Source organism: Caldicellulosiruptor naganoensis (assembly GCF_026914285.1).
Classification (GTDB): Bacteria; Bacillota; Thermoanaerobacteria; order Caldicellulosiruptorales; family Caldicellulosiruptoraceae; genus Caldicellulosiruptor; species Caldicellulosiruptor naganoensis.
Map to the genome: position 1 here is coordinate 2,393,720 of NZ_CP113864.1, position 16,388 is coordinate 2,410,107.

Annotated in this window: 14 protein-coding genes and 3 pseudogenes; 5 read left to right on the plus strand and 12 right to left on the minus strand. The window is 34.2% G+C overall.

From position 1 onward, the window contains the following. The first annotated feature begins 16 nt into the window (after positions 1–16). Together OTJ99_RS11890 and OTJ99_RS11895 are read left to right on the plus strand one after the other, a co-directional pair. Positions 17–1,078 (plus strand): sugar ABC transporter substrate-binding protein, encoded by a 1,062-nt coding sequence (locus OTJ99_RS11890; RefSeq protein WP_045166081.1) that lies wholly within the window; start codon positions 17–19, stop codon positions 1,076–1,078. Between the two features lie 37 nt (positions 1,079–1,115). Continuing rightward, a complete protein-coding gene (locus tag OTJ99_RS11895) occupies positions 1,116–1,856 on the plus strand; it encodes a DUF72 domain-containing protein (RefSeq protein WP_045166080.1) in 741 nt (246 codons plus the stop codon). A gap of 163 nt (positions 1,857–2,019) precedes the next feature. Here OTJ99_RS11895 and OTJ99_RS11900 read toward each other — a convergent pair whose 3' ends face one another. The 4 genes from OTJ99_RS11900 to OTJ99_RS11915 all read right to left on the minus strand — a co-directional run bounded on the left by OTJ99_RS11900 (position 2,020) and on the right by OTJ99_RS11915 (position 5,647). Further along, on the minus strand, positions 2,020–3,360 hold the full coding sequence (locus OTJ99_RS11900; RefSeq protein ID WP_045166079.1) for a glycoside hydrolase family 30 protein: 1,341 nt from the start codon (positions 3,358–3,360) through the stop codon (positions 2,020–2,022). A gap of 148 nt (positions 3,361–3,508) precedes the next feature. After that, positions 3,509–3,928, minus strand: coding sequence for an amidohydrolase family protein (locus OTJ99_RS11905; protein WP_235374919.1), 420 nt, complete (start codon positions 3,926–3,928; stop codon positions 3,509–3,511). 95 nt (positions 3,929–4,023) lie between these two features. Continuing rightward, positions 4,024–4,542, minus strand: coding sequence for a DUF3368 domain-containing protein (locus OTJ99_RS11910; protein ID WP_052671520.1), 519 nt, complete (start codon positions 4,540–4,542; stop codon positions 4,024–4,026). Then, a complete protein-coding gene (locus OTJ99_RS11915; protein WP_045166078.1) occupies positions 4,526–5,647 on the minus strand; it encodes a helix-turn-helix domain-containing protein in 1,122 nt (373 codons plus the stop codon). Before OTJ99_RS11915 ends, OTJ99_RS11910 begins: the two co-directional genes overlap by 17 nt. Before the next feature lie 381 nt (positions 5,648–6,028). Between OTJ99_RS11915 and OTJ99_RS11920 the strand changes: the two genes are divergently transcribed. Next, a complete protein-coding gene (locus OTJ99_RS11920; protein WP_269015457.1) occupies positions 6,029–6,121 on the plus strand; it encodes an AraC family transcriptional regulator in 93 nt (30 codons plus the stop codon). Between the two features lie 7 nt (positions 6,122–6,128). On the opposite strand, the gene nagA is transcribed toward OTJ99_RS11920, so the two are convergent. The 7 genes and pseudogenes from nagA to OTJ99_RS11960 form a co-directional block, all read right to left on the minus strand. Next, complete coding sequence (gene nagA, locus OTJ99_RS11925; protein WP_045166077.1) at positions 6,129–7,271, minus strand: N-acetylglucosamine-6-phosphate deacetylase; 1,143 nt, start codon at positions 7,269–7,271, stop codon at positions 6,129–6,131. A 26-nt stretch (positions 7,272–7,297) separates the two neighbouring features. After that, positions 7,298–8,941: pseudogene (locus OTJ99_RS11930) on the minus strand (beta-N-acetylhexosaminidase). Positions 8,942–8,981: 40 nt separating this feature from the next. Beyond that, positions 8,982–9,599 carry a GNAT family N-acetyltransferase gene (locus tag OTJ99_RS11940; protein ID WP_235374913.1) on the minus strand — a complete coding sequence of 206 codons (618 nt, stop codon included), beginning with the start codon at positions 9,597–9,599 and terminating at the stop codon, positions 8,982–8,984. Positions 9,600–9,631: 32 nt separating this feature from the next. Further along, the gene (locus OTJ99_RS11945; RefSeq protein WP_045166076.1) at positions 9,632–9,979 is read right to left on the minus strand and encodes a substrate-binding domain-containing protein; all 348 of its coding nucleotides are present in this window, start codon (positions 9,977–9,979) and stop codon (positions 9,632–9,634) included. A gap of 8 nt (positions 9,980–9,987) precedes the next feature. Next, a complete protein-coding gene (locus tag OTJ99_RS11950; RefSeq protein ID WP_045166075.1) occupies positions 9,988–10,272 on the minus strand; it encodes a GntR family transcriptional regulator in 285 nt (94 codons plus the stop codon). 621 nt (positions 10,273–10,893) lie between these two features. Beyond that, positions 10,894–11,052 carry a hypothetical protein gene (locus OTJ99_RS11955; protein WP_162182171.1) on the minus strand — a complete coding sequence of 53 codons (159 nt, stop codon included), beginning with the start codon at positions 11,050–11,052 and terminating at the stop codon, positions 10,894–10,896. Between the two features lie 482 nt (positions 11,053–11,534). Then, positions 11,535–12,218, minus strand: a pseudogene (locus OTJ99_RS11960) (IS256 family transposase). A 523-nt stretch (positions 12,219–12,741) separates the two neighbouring features. On the opposite strand from OTJ99_RS11960, the gene OTJ99_RS11965 reads away from it, so the two are divergent. Both OTJ99_RS11965 and OTJ99_RS11970 read left to right on the plus strand, forming a co-directional pair. Then, complete coding sequence (locus OTJ99_RS11965) at positions 12,742–13,404, plus strand: peroxiredoxin (protein ID WP_083943569.1); 663 nt, start codon at positions 12,742–12,744, stop codon at positions 13,402–13,404. A 344-nt stretch (positions 13,405–13,748) separates the two neighbouring features. After that, positions 13,749–14,090 (plus strand): annotated as a pseudogene (locus tag OTJ99_RS11970) (transposase); the annotation flags it as partial. Positions 14,091–14,567: 477 nt separating this feature from the next. Here the strand turns inward: OTJ99_RS11970 and OTJ99_RS11975 are convergent. Further along, entirely contained in the window at positions 14,568–16,271 is a 1,704-nt protein-coding gene (locus OTJ99_RS11975; protein ID WP_045164709.1) for an IS1634 family transposase, read from the minus strand. Between the last annotated feature and the right edge of the window lie 117 nt (positions 16,272–16,388).

A 16,388-nucleotide genomic window follows, 5' to 3' on the forward strand; every position in this document is an offset into this window, starting at 1 on the left:
GTGAGGCAAAAGAAAAATGAAAATTCTTTCGAGAGACAAAAGGTTGATTTTTGTCATATTAATAGTTTTACTGATTGTAGTATCAATCGGGGTTATTTGGGTTTTAGCAAGGCATGTATATTCTTATAAATCTAAAAAGCAGCAAAGACCGCCCATCAAAATTGGGTTTGCTATGAGTACTCTAAAAGAAGAGAGATGGTTTTTTGATAGAAAATATCTAATAGATGCTGCAAAGAAGAAGGGATTTGAAGTTGAGTGGACAAATGCAAATGAAAATGATTCCACTCAATTCCAGCAGGTAAAATACCTTCTTACCAAAGATATAGATGTGCTTATAATTGTACCAAGCAGTTTTGATGGCGCAAAAAAGTCAATAGAGCTTGCAAAACAAAAAAATATTCCTGTTATTTGCTACGATAGAATTGCCATGAATGCTGATATTGATGCATACGTAAGTTTTGACAACGTAGAGGTAGGTAGAATAATGGCAAAACATCTTTTAAAAAAGGTATCTCAAGGGAATTACGTATTCATTTTGGGAAATCCCAAGGACTACAACACTTTTTTGATTAGACAAGGGTATAAAAGTGTATTAGACCCCTATATTCAAAAAGGGAAAATCCACATTCTTCTCGAGGATTACTGCTATAAATGGAAAAAAGAGTATGCATATGAGTATATTGCAAAGCTTCTTCAGGCTGGTAAGAAAATTGATGCTATCTTAGCTGAAAATGATTCTCTTGCCGAGGGGGCTATCTCTGCACTTGCTGAGAAAAAATTAGCTGGTAAAATTCCAGTGGTTGGACAGGATGCAGAACTTCCTGCTTGTAAAAGGGTAGTCAGCGGTCTTCAGTCCATGACAGTTTACAAACCTGTCAAAAGGCTTGCTGATTTGACAGTAAAGATTGTGGAGCAACTGGTCAAAAACGGTACTTTACCTTATACTAAAACCTATTTTAATAATGGCTATAAAATGGTCCCTGCTTATTATATTAAGCCAATTGAAGTTACACGAGAAAATATAATTGCAACTATTGTAAAAGATAAATATCATACTTATGAGGAAATATTTAAATAAAATCTTTTTGCATTAACGTATATCGAGGGGATAGCAAATGCATAAAAAACTTTTTATAGGAACATCTGGTTGGTCATACTCTCATTGGAAAGAAATTTTTTATCCTGCCACCCTGCCTTATGAAAAAAGGCTGGAGTTTTACTCAAAACACTTTGCGACTTCCGAAGTAAACTCATCCTTTTACCACCTGCCACAGGAAAAAACTATAATAAACTGGTACAGCTGTACTCCAGAAGGTTTTATATTCTCCATTAAGGCTCCACGGTCCATAACACATTTAAAGAGGCTCTCTGCAGTAGATGAAGAATGGGAAAAGTTTAAAAATAGGATAGACCTGCTTAAAGAAAAACTCGGTCCTATTCTTTTACAATTTCCTCCAAGCTTTAAGAAAGATGAAGAAAATTTACAAAAACTAATAAACTTTTTAAGAGGAAAAGAAAAGTACAGATTTGCTTTGGAATTCAGGCATAAAAGCTGGTGCGATGAAGAAGTTTATGAGATTTTGAAAAGTTTGAATGCAGCTTGGACAATAGCGGACTCATCACGCTACCCCAAGGCAAAAGTTGTAACAGCAGATTTTTGTTACATTAGAATGCACGGGCCACAGAGTCTTTACAGTTCAAGCTATTCAGATCAGCAGCTAAAAGACTTAGCAAACGAAATAATGCAATATGCGAAAGTTTGTAATGAGATTTACGTATATTTTAACAACGATGTTAATGGCTGTGCAGTGAAGAATGCCAAGACTTTAATTGAACTCACTGCACATATGTTTTGAAAATCTTTTTATTTTCAAGTCTTCATTTTGCCTTTTTTATCCTATGTTTATACATCTATGTCCTATTATATTGAACAATCTATAACTTTTACCAACAAAGTACAGAATCCCTTATAGCTCTCAAAACTAAAGGTGGGCTTTCAACACCCACCCACTTTAAATTTTATTTTTCCAGAACAATAGTTGATATAGACCTTGCTGGGGAGTTTCCACAGAATATTTTATCTTCAATGACCATATTAAACTCTATTTCCTCTGGGTTTTTATTTAACACAACCACCGCCAAAGTATCATCCCCATTCTTTGCTGCCAAAACCTCAAGTCTTGAATTATTGCAGCTACTTTTGACTACTTTAGCTCCCGGTTTTATGAATTTAGAAAAATGCCCTATATAATAATATGCATTTTGATAGTAAATCGTTTTCTGGTCTTTATCAACTATTATTGGAGCGTCGCAAAAGTTCCCTACATGATTGGGGCCTCCAACTGTGTCAAGAACAATATTCCAGTCCATAAATCCAATTGTGTAGCTGTTAAAATCACCAATTATTTCATGAGCATACCTTTCACCAAGCTCCCAGGAACCAAGCTTTACTCCACCTTCCTGACAACCTTCGGTAAACACCAAATTGACATCAGGAAACTCTTCTTTTATTTTTTTGAGCTGGTCAAAATGGTCTCCTCCATACCAGTGAAATGCAACTCCCCACACATACTTAGCAGCGTCTTTGTCACTCAAAATTGTTTTTACCCTGTCATATATGATGTCTTTGTTGTGGTCCCATATAAGTATTTTTATATGGGAAAGCCCTTCTTCTTCAAGAGTTGGTCCTAAGTAATCTTTCACAAAATCCCTTTCTTCTTCAGCTGTGTATATGCACGACTCCCACACTTGAGTTGCCATCGGCTCATTTTGAACTGTCACAGCCCATATCTCAATCCCTTCTTCTTGATAAGCCTTTATAAACTTACAGAAAAATTTTGCCCATGTTTTTTTGTACTCATCCTTTAGCTTTCCACCATGGCACATATCACCGTTTGTTTTCATCCATGCAGGCGGACTCCATGGCGAAACGAGGATTTTGAGGTCTTTGCAATACTCCTTTATCCTTTTTAAAAGAGGAATTACCATCTTTTTGTCTCGTTCAATGTTAAAGTGTTTTAGCTCTATATCACCTTCAACATCATCACAGCTGTAGGTACTTATACAAAAATCACAGCTGTTCATGTGGATTCTACAGAGTTTGTAGCCAAGCCCCTTTTCAGGGTCAAAGTAACCTCTTAAAATCTCATCTTGCTGGTGTGGCAAAAGTGACATTATATTTACCGCAGCAGCTTCAGTCAGTGCCCCACCAAAGCCTATTACCTCTTGAAATGTAGTGGATGGTTCAATTGTTATAACAGTTTTCTCTTTTATTTTCTCACATTCTTTTATATTATCTACCTGCTGCATTAGAATGTCCTGATACTTCGCTGTTATGTAACATGCAATTGTTTTGTGCATTTTTTAACTTTTCTCCTTTTGCTTTTCAAATATTTTTATATTTATTTTATCTGACTGCAATATTATATGTAAATACTCTAAATTTTAGGGAAGGTTTCTATTTTGGAGAATGGTAAATCTAAAGTAAGAATACACACAAAAAAACCAACTATATAGCCTTATACACAAGCTCTCCCCTATCATATACTTCTTTTACATTTAAATCCTCATCCATCAATACAAAATCTGCCCTAAAGCCTTCTTTTATCGCAGCGCACTCAAGTGAAAAAAGTTTTGATGGATTGTAAGTTGCTGCCATGAAAGCATCTTCTAATCTAATTCCAATCTTTATTAGGTTCTTTACTGCCTTATCAATTGTCAAGGTACTGCCAGCAATGGTGCCATCAGTTAATCTACAAATTCCATTTTCAACTTTTACTCTTAGGCTTCCTAAACTGTATTCACCATCACAAAGGTCTGTTGCAGCAATAGAATCACTGATTAGTATAATGTTTTCTGCACCTTTTAGCTTGTATATAAGTTTAACAACCTCAGGTGACAGGTGAATAAGGTCGCAAATAAGCTCCACTTTAAAATATTGTTTTATTTTCTTTTTTACAAACTTAATTCGATTTTTTTAAATCATACGTCAAAGTATTTTTAGTACTGAGAATGATTATTTCGTTATAGGTGATATATTCTTATTATTTCATTTATTATGTCTTTGTTTATATATGCACCGCTATTGCTTTGATATTTATCTATTAACTCTTTTAATTCTTTTTTGCTAATTATTCCCTTCTCAAAAGCAGCACATAAAATACCCAACGTGCCAGTCGAGTTTATTCCATACTTTTTACAGATTTTTCGTACTGGTTTATCATTTGAAACACAAATAATTTTTTCTTGGAGTGCTATTGAAATTACGAGTCTATCATAAACTGAAAGAGCTTTGAACTTTTTTAGCTCCTGAAAAAACCTATATCCCTCTTCTGTTTCAAGATTTGCAATATCATATCCTAAATCCTTGAGTTTCTTAACAACCTCAGCTGGTAGCTCTTTTGATACAACGAAACCGGACACAGAGACTTTTGAAAAAACTTGAAGAGGAATTTCAAGATAGCTTAGCCTTTGAAAATCTATTATCACATTTGTATCAAGTATTGCTACTTTATCTATGAGTTTCTTAATCTTCTCTGTCATCCATCATCCACTTCTTTGCGTTCTCTCTTGCTTCTTCAACACTAATCCCAAGAAGTTCTGCCACCTTGTTAATTCCTATTTGTTCCTTCATAAAAAGCATTCTTACTATCTTCTCATGTGCAGTATTTTTTTTGAAGTAAGGCATTGGATCAGGTTCTTTTTTAGAGTAACCTTTCATGTTCAAGTATTTCAGCCATTTTTGATATTCTTTATCACTGATATATTCATAGTCGTTTAAAACATGCAAAAGAGCTTTTAAACTTACTCGCAAATCTTTTTTGATGTATATGAGATCATTCCATGATAACTGACTTTTGAGTAAGACAGAATACTTAGCAAGACTTTTCCGCGGAATCAAAAAATATCCTGCAAATTTGTCAGCAATTTTTTCGTAAATATTCCTGCGAGTAGACTGTAGAATAACTTGTCTGTATTGGTTTCTGTCAAATAAAATGTGAGCATACTCATGAACAATACTAAATATCTTTCTCTCTTCTGGAATGTTCTCATCATCGTTAATAACTATAAAACAACCCTTTTGGTCATGCAAAGCAGACACTCCAAACATGTCTGGCATATCAAATTTTTCAAAAATTATTCTTATTCCCTTATTTTCAAAACATTCAATGATTTCCTCTCCTCTGCTTTCACCAATGTTTAACCATTCTCTTTCTTCTAGTGCTATCTGTTCTATTTGAAGTTTTATCTCCTTTGATATTTGCTTTTCCTTAGAATCTATTTTGAGATTATACTGCTGTGGAAGATAGGAAATCTTTTCACCAGCAAGTTCATAAATCTCATACACCCTGTTTATCAAATCACAGACTTTGTACTGAACGGTTGAAATAGATTCTTTATTTAAAACATGAGCCCTGAATAAAAAAGCCATTTCTTCATGTTTGTTGTCAAGAAAATAATCTAACGGCTTTCCAAAAAATTCAGCTATTTTGAAAAGCTTCTCGCTATCAATAATCACTTCACCTTCAAGGTATTTAGTCATAGTCTGCCTGGTAACTCCAATTAAATCTGCAAGTTGCTTTATCTTTACATTCTGTTTTTTCATTAAAGCGTGTATGTTATTCCCAATTACCTTTGCTAATGACATACTAACTCACTCTCATCAATTTTTTTGTTATAAATATTTTACACTATTTGAACTATCGTTGCAATAAAAATGTTAATTTTATTTAACATTCTAATTTGCATCGCTACTTAGCTTTTTAAATGCAGCAGCAGACAAAATTGAGCAGATCGAAAATAAAAATCTAATCGTTAAAGCAGCTATTAGCTTTATTGGAAAAAACTATAACAAGAATATTACATTAGAAAGTGTTGCAAAAGAGGTATATGTAACACCCGCGTATTTGATCATTCTATTTAAAAGGGAACTGAAGACTAATTTTGTTGATTACCTGCATAAAATCAGAATTCAAAAGCCCAGGAACTTTTGAAAAACCAAAATTTAAAGACATATCAGGTTGCAAATATGGTTGGCTTTTCTGATGAGAAGTATTTTTCTCAAGTTTTCAAAAAGTATACTGGACTTACACCAAGCCAGTTCAGGGAGAGCCTGCTTTGAAATTTATTCAAGTCTTATACACAAGCTCTCCCTTAGCATATACCTCTTTTACATTTAAATCCTCATCCATCAATACAAAATCTGCTGAAAATCCTTCTTTTATCGCACCGCCCTTAAGTGAAAAAAGTTTTGATGGATTGTAAGTTGCTGCCATGAGAGCATCTTCTAATCTAATTCCGATTTTTACAAGGTTCTTTATTGCCTTATCCATTGTCAATATGCTACCAGCAATGGTGTTATCTGCTAATTTACAAATTCCATTTTCAACTTTTACTCTTAGGCTTCCTAAACTGTATTCACCATCACTGAGGTCTGTTGCAGCAATAGAATCACTGATTAGTATAATGTTCTCTGCACCTTTTAGTTTGTATACAAGTTTAATAATCTCAGGTGACAGGTGAATAAGGTCGCAAATTATCTCCACTTTTATATCGCTCAAAAGCGCATAAGTTGTAATAGAATTCTGTCTGTGATGTAGCTGTGGCATTGCGTTGAAAAGGTGAACAATATTTTTTGCACCAAGCATGTGTGCTTGCGCTGCCTCATCAAAACTGCTATTTGTGTGACCAAGCGAAATGTTAATATCTTTCTCCGCTGCTTTTGAAAAAAACTCAACCGGATTTTCAAGCAGCTCTGGAGCAATCGCAATGTCAATAATTTTCTCTTCACAGTTAGAAATCAATTCTTCTAACTTCTCAGCTGTTGGCCTTTGCAAAAATCTTCTATCGTGTGCACCTTTTTTGGCAGGGTTTATAAATGGTCCTTCTAAGAATATTCCGGGGATGTTTAGCTTAAAGTTTGGGTCTTTCTTTGCTTCTTTGATAGCTCTTGCAAGCTTGTATATGTTCTCAAACGGAGCTGATACAATTGTTGGCAGAACAGTTGTAACACCATGTTTAAAATAGTAATTTTGGATAGTTTTTAAATCATTCTCTGTAGTATCAAAAAAATCAACTCCACCAATACCATGTGTGTGTTTGTCAACAAATCCAGGTGATAAAATAAAATCTCTTCTGTCTATAATCTCATCTTTTCCAGTGTCAATTCCTTTTTGCGTTCCCAAAACTTTCCCATCTTCTACAACCAAGACATTGTCCCTGATGAACGAATATCCATTAAAAATCTTTTTGACCAAAAACTTTTTTCTCACTTTTAAAACCACCTCAAAATATATCTTTAATTTCTTTCCTGTTCTAAGCTAACTCTGCCAGCTGCTGCCCAAAATCTTCCAACAATCCTATCAAGCCCTTCCTTTTTCCTCTCTTTACGCCACAGCCTGCAGTAATAACTTCCAAGCTCAATTAAATCACTTGCTGTCACTGTATTCTCAAGCCTTTTTTTCGCTACTCTTATAGCCTGCCGGATAAATGCTAAATCTTCAGGAAGATTTGCATCAATAGCTTTTTGCAAAGCTTCTTCAAAACACCTTTTTAACTCTCGTTTCTCAGAAGTCCCCATTTGCACAACCTCTTTGCTTCCATACAACAGACCTTTTATATTATTTGCAATTTTCGACATACCAAAGAATTTTCGTACATCAAGCAGCTTTTCGCTTTCACCAGAAAGAACAATATAACTTTTTTCCCAATCCCCATCACCTTCAGCAAGCTCAATTGTAGCAACAAAAAGCGGATATAAAAAACTAAACAAACACTCCTGCCCATCATCACCCCAGGCTGTCACCAGAAAGCCTTGAATACCTTTTGTCTTAGCAGCCTCAATAAAATTTTTTATGTTCTCAATTGCTACTTCAAAGTCAGGATAAAACCTGTCCCAATTAGAAAAACCCGGACACACTATCTGATTTGATTGGTGATTATTTCCAATACTCTCAATTCTGTTTATAAAATGCTCCTTGGGCATTGCTGCATAGTCCCAGTTGGCTAAAATTGTCCTTTGCCATATATCGCTTTGCAAAAGTTTCTCCCATACCTTCCTTTCATCAGGCCTTAAAAACATACCTGTTAGCATATCTGCCCACATGATAGGAATCTTTCTATATTTTTTTACCATATCTATCATGTTTTTGTGATGCTCTTCATATAGCTTTGGCCCTTCAAATATCCAATTCTTTTCCAAGCTTTTTCCCCTTCCAAGTGCCCATGTCTCATCCCCGCCGATGTGAACGTACTTAGATGGGAAAAACTCTAATACTTCTTCTAAAAGTTCATAAGCGAATTTTTTTGCTTCTTCACTCGACAAGTCAAGGCATCCTTCTCTTGGCAAATACCATTCACTGTATTTGGAGTACTCTGGAATTGATAAAATATTCTCCATGTGACCTGTTAACTCTAAGGATGGAAATACTTCTACTCCAAGATTTTTGCCGTACTCTATAATTTCTTTTAACTCTTCTTTTGTTAATCTTCCTCTACCTGCCCCTATCTTAGGATGTTTTTCCCATGGAAAAAGGTCTTCAAAGTATATTGCAAAGTAGTTAATTTTAAGCAAAAATAGCCATCTCAATATGTTTTTAAAAGTTGATACACTGGGCACTCCACCCCTTGCAATATCAAGATGAAAGCCTCTAAAAGAAAATCTAAATTCCTCTTCTACTGTGACTTGCGGCAGTGCATCTTTTCTTTGAATTAAGAGCTGAACTAAGGTGGCATAAGCAACATTAACATTTCCCCAGACCTTTACTTTTTTGTCCTCTATTTAAATACCTGTTCCAGGTCTTTCGACAATCTCTATCTTCCATGTGCCTTTTGGTATTGAAAACTCCCTTGAAATGAAATCTGGAAAGTTTTCAAAACCATCAAAGTCAAACCATTTCCCTGTGAAATCAAGTTTTTTAGGCTTTGGAACAATTTTAAACATTTTTTGATATCTCCCTTCTGCAAGCAATTTTTATGCCTTGTTAAAAATTATCAGTACCCCAAAACACAAATTTATTTGGCTCTCTTGCCAGGATACTTATCAGTTTTTCAGTTGAATCAACAAGCAGGCCTTCCAGCTTGAAAGGAGTAATAAGATTTAACATCAAACTATTGTCTTTAAACTCAGTACACCCAGTAAGCTCAAGACCAATTGCCTTTGGATATTTAATTGCTTCTGCATTTTCATTGTTTATAATAAATTTTATAAACTCCATCAAAGGTATCTCTTTGTTTGATAAGTCAGAGCAGCCATATTCCAGTATAATTATTTCTTTGCCATTTTTTCTATAAAACAAATATGCAGCCAATCTCCTCTCAACAAAGTATCCTAAACTTGTTTTGGGTTCAAACTTAACCCATCCAAGCCAATATTCCCTGTTTCTAACAACAGGGCCATTAAAATTAGTTGAGTATAGCTTGTAGATTTCATCTATAATTTCGACATTATTGTCTGACAAATTTATTTCTTTTATTTCCCCTGTTTGAGTAGTCTTAGATTCATGACATTTTTGAAAGGCATCTCTGTCAACCAAACAAAATTCGCGCGGCAGTACTTTATAGCCAAACCTGCCATAAAAATTATGTAAGGATACAAACAAAATAGAAATGCAAAGAAGCTTTGATGCAAGATTTATTCCTCTATACTTGAAGTATTTTGAGATTTTGTGCTGATTATTGCTATATTTGTATGATTACAACTTATCAAATATCTTGTTAAATCTTTCATCGCTTTTTTATGATCAATCGAAATTACAGGAACATTTATTCCTTTAAAAAATTTATCAACAAGTACGACTGGGAAACCATCCAATACTAATTTTAAAATTTTGGGATTGTAATACTCACCATGCACAGGGTTTATAATCAATCCTTTAACATCTGCCTCCATTAATTCATCTATTGCCCTATTTTCTGCTTCAATGTCACCAAAAGTATATTTTACAATAACATTATAATTCATTGCTGAAGCATTATACACTAAACTCTTTAAAAGAGTACTACCATATGAAGCATTTTCTCTTTATTTCTAGGAGTATCTCGACCCACGTTTCTGTAAAATATTCCCTTTCCTTTCATACGATATATTATGCCATCATTTTCAAGCATATCCAATGCCTTTTTTATAGTTATCCTGCTTACGCTATATTTTTTGCACAGCTGTTCTTCGGTTCCTATTTTTTCGCCATGTTGAAGTGTGGCGTTCTCTATCCACTCACGAAGATCTTTGTAGATAGTGATGTATTTTGGCAGAATTTTTTCTACATCATTCATCTATTTTCCCATCTCCTTATTATTTTTTTTTGCAAGATCTCTTAAATAAGTGATTTCAAATAGTTGTAAAAACCAAGATCACTTTAGTATTAATGTTGCTTAATTTTTTCACTCTATAAAAGTTCAATGATACGATATTGCTATAGCAATAATAGTATAATATTATATCATTCTTAAGGACTTTTCATGCACAATTATAAATACAATAAACTACAAAAATCAGTTTTAACCTGTTCTCCCCTCTTGAGCTAAACTCCAAAAATATCGTTTCCTCTCCAATTTAGCATATTTCTAAACTTCAGCATTAGCAAGCACATAATATATTTCTCTTCGAGGTCTTAATGTTGCTATTAAGTTCTGCTCTTGTAGCATTGCTCATTGTTGGTGCGTCAAATAAAAATTTTTTTCCTCCAAACTTGTTTCTTCAAAAATTCGTATACACTTTTTGAAATTCTTTTATTTATTCCACTCACTTGTTCTATCTCTATTCACTTCTATATTTTTCGTTCAGTTTAATTACTTATTTGAAATATATTGTTAAAATCTCTATTAACCTTATGTGCTCTTTTTAACCTCGACTCATTCAACATGTAATTTCTTAATTTTTTCCCACTTTGCAGCTCAACTTATCACTTTTTCATCAATCTCAATTTTTTTGGTTTTCAAGGCAAGCTCTTCTTTGAACCCCTTTTTGAACTTTCTTGTGTAATATTTTCTACTGTGCTGTATACCGTATTCCACAATGTGAGAACAATAATTAAGAGGGTTGGATAAAATCACCTTCCAACCCTCTTTTCTTAAATAGTTTAATATCAACATCTGATAGCGCAAAATATTAATTTTAGTTATCAAAAATCATCGTTTAGGGTCAAGTCCAAATTTTTGTGTAAAATACCCTCTGGTTAGAATATAAGCTTTTTGGTATATTTTAATCAGTCAAATAAAATTCCGTATAATTTTTTGCAAATTATTGTTTACCATTTATTACCCGAAAGCCTTAAAAATACCTTCTGCGCCCATTTACAAACTAACAGCCTTAAAAAAGCTCATTTCATCAAAACAATTTCTTTTCTAACACCTTCCTTCACCTTTTCCTGCCACTCAAAATACTCTCTCATCTGTAAGTACTTCCTCGTAGATAGCCATCTTTCATCCTGTTCCATTAATAAAGCACCTATTAAGTAAATATACGACTCTCGGCTAACAAATACCTTATCACCCTTTCTCGTCGACGAATTTCTCCATTCAGTCGCTCTAACATATCAGCCTACGCGCAGCCTCCTTCGGTATGGCTCTGGAAGTTCTAAAACTTCCATTGCTTTTGGGGCTTTATTTTTGTACTCTTCCAACACTTGATTCAGAAGCACCCTTGCTGTCTTTGCATCGGGAGCTTCAAATATAGCTTTTATCTTAGCATGTAGTTCCTTTTGTAAAGCCTTAGGTGTCTTGTCATAAATAGCTCTCATAAAATGAGTTTGACACCTTTGCCAGGTCGCACCTTGAAAATGTCGATAAATCACTTGTACAAGCCCTTTGTGATGAACTGAAACAACCAAATCGACTCCATTGAGCCCTCTTTCCTTTAACCATGAGAAAAATTCTCCCCAGCTTTCTTCTGATTCGCTGTTTCCTATCATAACCCCCAAAACTTCTCTGTAACCTTCTTCATTTACACCTACACCAATTAGAAGACTTCTCTGTCGAACCCGACCTTCTTTTCTTATCTTTACAACCATCGCATAGGCTTACCCAAAAGGAAACTTCTTTTTTTCCAAAGACCTCGAATTCCACTGCGCAATTACAGGGTCAAGATTTTTGCAAAGCTCTGAAATGGTGGATTTTGAAAACTCAGTCCCACATAACTCATAAGTAATTTCTTCAATCTTTCGTGTGGATACCCCATTTACCACCATCTCACTAAATAGCCAATAAAAGCGCTTGTTCACTTCGCTGATAGCGTTCAAAAAGGTCGCAAGTCAAAGTCTCTACTCTGGTAATTAAATTCACAGAAATAATAACCGTTACGATAATCTTGTCTTTCCTCTGTCCTCTCGATAGGCTTAAGCCTTAATTTGTTCAGTAGCAAGATACGCTAAAATTTGATTAAGTATTGATTCTAATAACTTGGCTAATTTCTCGTCTTTTGTGCCTGTTGTAAAAAGGTAATGCAAAATTTCAGAATCTATGGTAATATTGTATTGAGCTATTCCTCATCCCGCCTGAAAGAATTTGGTTTTTGGTTCTTCTTAATTTCTATTCTAACCAGAGGGTGAGGGGTGCCTCAATCCCTTTTTATACAATTATATAGACTCAACTTTGCTAATGAAAAGAAAAAATCATTTCAATTTTGCAATTTATACAATTTTGAGAATAACAATAAATAAAAATTTGTTTATTAATTTGTGTTTATAAGTCTTTTTACAATGGTATTAATAAATTAGACAAAAAAGTTTTAAAGGAGTGGTTATAGTGGAAAATACAATCAGAATTCCATTGCTTGGAGAGAAGTTCCCGAGCATGACGGTAAAAACAACTCACGGTGTAAAGAAGCTTCCTGATGACTATGCGGGCAAATGGTTTGTGCTCTTTTCGCATCCTGGGGACTTTACACCAGTGTGCACAACAGAGTTTGTAGCATTTGCAAAGAAGGCAGAGGAGTTTAAAAAACTTAACGCTGAGCTGATTGGACTTTCGGTTGACCAAGTTTTTGCTCATATAAAGTGGATTGAGTGGATTGAAGAAAAGCTTGGTGTAAAAATTCCGTTCCCTGTTATTGCAGATGAGCTTGGCAAAGTGGCAACCACTTTGGGAATGCTTCATGAAGCAAAAGGGACAAACACAGTCAGAGCTGTTTTCATAGTAGATGACAAGGGAATTTTAAGGCTTATGATGTACTATCCTCAAGAAGTTGGAAGAAACATTGATGAGATATTAAGAGCGCTAAAGGCACTACAAACATCAGACCAAAACGGTGTTGCTACTCCTGAGAACTGGCCAAACAACGGGTTGATTGGCGATAAAGTAATAATTCCACCTGCAGCAACAGAAGATTTGGCAAAAGAAAGACTTCAAAAAGCCAAGGCCGGCGAGATTGAGTGTTTTGATTGGTGGTTTTGTTATAAGAAGCTGTAAAATAAATAGCTTTGAGAGAGACTATCCAAAAGGAGAGTGGATGGTCTCTCTAATTTTGTGTTTTTGGAATGTGAATTTTTCATTAAAAGTCAGGATTAGATTACTAGCCAAGTATTTAAAATTTTAAAAGGAAAAAATATTTATAGAATTTAAGATAAAACCTTACTCTTGGTAAAAGTAAAAAAATGATATAAAATAATAAGTAAAAAATTAGCCTTTTGCAGAAACGCTCAAAATGAGCGTTATCAAGCTTTATGCAATCTTCAAAAAAGTATTCCTTCCTCCTTATAGATAGTGTAAAATATAACTGTATAAAACATATTTTCTATGAGGAGGAGGATAAAATGTTTAAAAATCATAATAAACAACTCCCTTTTTTAGAACTTTATGAGGACGTTTAAAACCTCGCTCTCAATAACCCTCATAACCTTCTTGGCTTCTTCAATAAATACATCAATATCAATAGCTTCATCCCTCAATCCTTCTTTAAAGCCTACTATAAATACTTCGGTAAACATAGATGCTTCTCTTTGCAATCTATGTTATGTGCTTTCTTCATCCAAAAAATCTTCAAATTCTCTACCTTAACTCAACTCCGTGCTGTCTTGCTCAACTCTTACCAGCTTAAATCCTTCTGCAACTTCGATACTATACCCTCTATCTCTACATTCTCAAGATTTAGAAAGGGAGTTAAAATAAAATTGTGTCCACTGTATAATTAGTATTGAAATAATTATCAAAGGAGGTTACTGAGGTCGAATAAAAACGAAATTTACGAAACTGCTAAAAACATGGCCCAAGAAGCAAGTATTAAATATGTATTGCTTCCTGTGATGGTCCTAACCGCCCGGTTCTAAAGCAACTACAGGCAAAACTTGCTCGATTGCTTTATGTTATCGGAAAGAAAAGTCTTCCTTGCTGAAAAATGACAATGACAAAGGCAATGGTTTTTATTCAAGTAAAACTTGCAACACCTACCTAACGTCTCGAAATTTCTGTCCCTCGTACACGCCCTTAGAATTTCCCACCTTATATCTTCTTCTTTCCGCTACAAAAAATTGAAAGTTCGTACACCGATCTTCTCTTGACTTTGTCAGTTTGAAGCTCAAAAAGCTTGGGAGGACTGGGATTGACAAAATATGGACCTCAATTTTGTCACTACATCATTTGCTAATACCAATAAATTCTAAGCCTTCCTCATATGTCATGAAGTTTTTTGGACCCTTTATCTTTATTACATTCAGTATATCTCCAGCTCCTCCCTCAATTCTTTGCTTTATCAAATATTTCTTCCCTTTTATCTCTATTTCAAAAAAGTTCATTGAATATATTGCTTCCATTATCCTTTCACTACTTATTCCTTTACCTTTTCTCCTCAAAATATATTCCAATGTCCTTTGCAGTAAAAATGCCAAAAAACATATCACAAAATGTCCTTTTATTCTGCTTTCTGTAAAGTGATATATCGGTCGCACTTCTAAACAGCTTTTCATTACTCTGAATGACTGTTCTATCTTCCATAAATCGTGATATGCTCCTAAAACCTCTTCTACATCCATATCCTTTTTGCTCGTTTGAATTGCATAATAACCGTCAAATTTCTCATCTCGTTTTATCGCTTCCTCATCCAATACATATTCTTCTGATTTTGATTTCTTCTTCAAATATTTCCTTGCACCTTTCTTTTCTAAGGCTGTTATGCTTCCTTTGTTCTCTAAAAGCTCTTTGGCTTTTCTTACCAATCTCTCTCTGTCTTCTTTGTCTTTCTTGGCTCTCTTGCTTGAATACGTTATTATCAAATTCTCTTCTATTTTGAACTCTTTACCCTCTTCATCCTTGACAATATTTGTTCTTTCCAATACCTTATATTTGAATTCATCACCATAAATTTCTTCAGCATTCAAACATCTTTTGCCATCAAGTCTTTTATATCCTTCTTCATTAAAAACTTCATCTAAAATTTCTTTACTTGCATTCTTTAATCTGCTTGCTACTATATAGTCGTACCCAGCTTCTTTTATCATCTTTAAATTTATTCTGCTGTTAAGCCCTTTGTCTGCTACTATTATTATCTTATCTATACTAAATTTTTCCTTCAGCTTCCTCAGTATCTTTACCATCGTCTTGCTATCTATCGTATTACCAGGAAAAAGTTCATACCCTATCGGTCTGCCTTCTTTGTCCACCAAAAGCCCTAATACAACTTGCACTTCATTTACCTTGTTGTCTTTGCTAAACCCAAAATTTTTAAGTTCATCCGCTCTACAACTCTCAAAGTATATTGTCGTCACATCATAAAACACTACATCAACTACCATCTTAAATAAGTCTTTATTTCTCTGATACAGGTATGTCTCTAAATCTTCTTTTACACTGTCAAGAAAATCTAAACACCTGTACAATTGATTCAAATCTATATCCTCTTCAAATCCAAAATATTTGCTTCTCTGATGATAAGTTCTTAGTTTGCTCATTGGCTCTATCAATCTCTGTATGGTCATTAAAAAACTTACTTTGTCTACATCAAATTTTATCTTTCTCTCTTTTGCTGCTTTCCCTTTTAAAAACTTATCAATTTCAAGCTCCTGCCATAACTTTCTGTATACAATGTATCCCCAGTTTTTTACAACTGCATCCGAAATATCTTCTTCAGATTCAATAGTAACAGCTTTTGCATTCTCAGTAGTTGTTTCAGCGACAATATCAGATAGTTTTTTTACAATGTTTTTAAAAGCGGGGTCATCTTTGAGAATATCAAGTCTACCAAAGTTAAATAGTACTCTTTGCTTTACTTTACCATTTTCACGGTAATTTTCGACTAACCTAACATACTGATAACCGCCAGCATTAGTAATTTTGACAAACATATGGCAACTCCTTGAAGATAGTTTGTTATATTGTACCACAAAATATTTAAAAAGTCAAGCAAATTCAGTATATATTAAGCTAAAATTTGTCCCTACATTTTTTAAAATTTTTTATTT

What these genes read in the sequence shown, in the direction of transcription:
- OTJ99_RS11890 (WP_045166081.1), top strand. Translation starts at nt 17, where the DNA reads ATGAAAATTCTTTCGAGAGACAAAAGGTTGATTTTTGTCATATTAATA.
- OTJ99_RS11895 (WP_045166080.1), top strand. Translation starts at nt 1,116, where the DNA reads ATGCATAAAAAACTTTTTATAGGAACATCTGGTTGGTCATACTCTCAT.
- OTJ99_RS11900 (WP_045166079.1), bottom strand. Translation starts at nt 3,360, where the DNA reads ATGCACAAAACAATTGCATGTTACATAACAGCGAAGTATCAGGACATT.
- OTJ99_RS11910 (WP_052671520.1), bottom strand. Translation starts at nt 4,542, where the DNA reads ATGACAGAGAAGATTAAGAAACTCATAGATAAAGTAGCAATACTTGAT.
- OTJ99_RS11915 (WP_045166078.1), bottom strand. Translation starts at nt 5,647, where the DNA reads ATGTCATTAGCAAAGGTAATTGGGAATAACATACACGCTTTAATGAAA.
- OTJ99_RS11920 (WP_269015457.1), top strand. Translation starts at nt 6,029, where the DNA reads ATGGTTGGCTTTTCTGATGAGAAGTATTTTTCTCAAGTTTTCAAAAAG.
- OTJ99_RS11950 (WP_045166075.1), bottom strand. Translation starts at nt 10,272, where the DNA reads ATGAATGATGTAGAAAAAATTCTGCCAAAATACATCACTATCTACAAA.
- OTJ99_RS11975 (WP_045164709.1), bottom strand. Translation starts at nt 16,271, where the DNA reads ATGTTTGTCAAAATTACTAATGCTGGCGGTTATCAGTATGTTAGGTTA.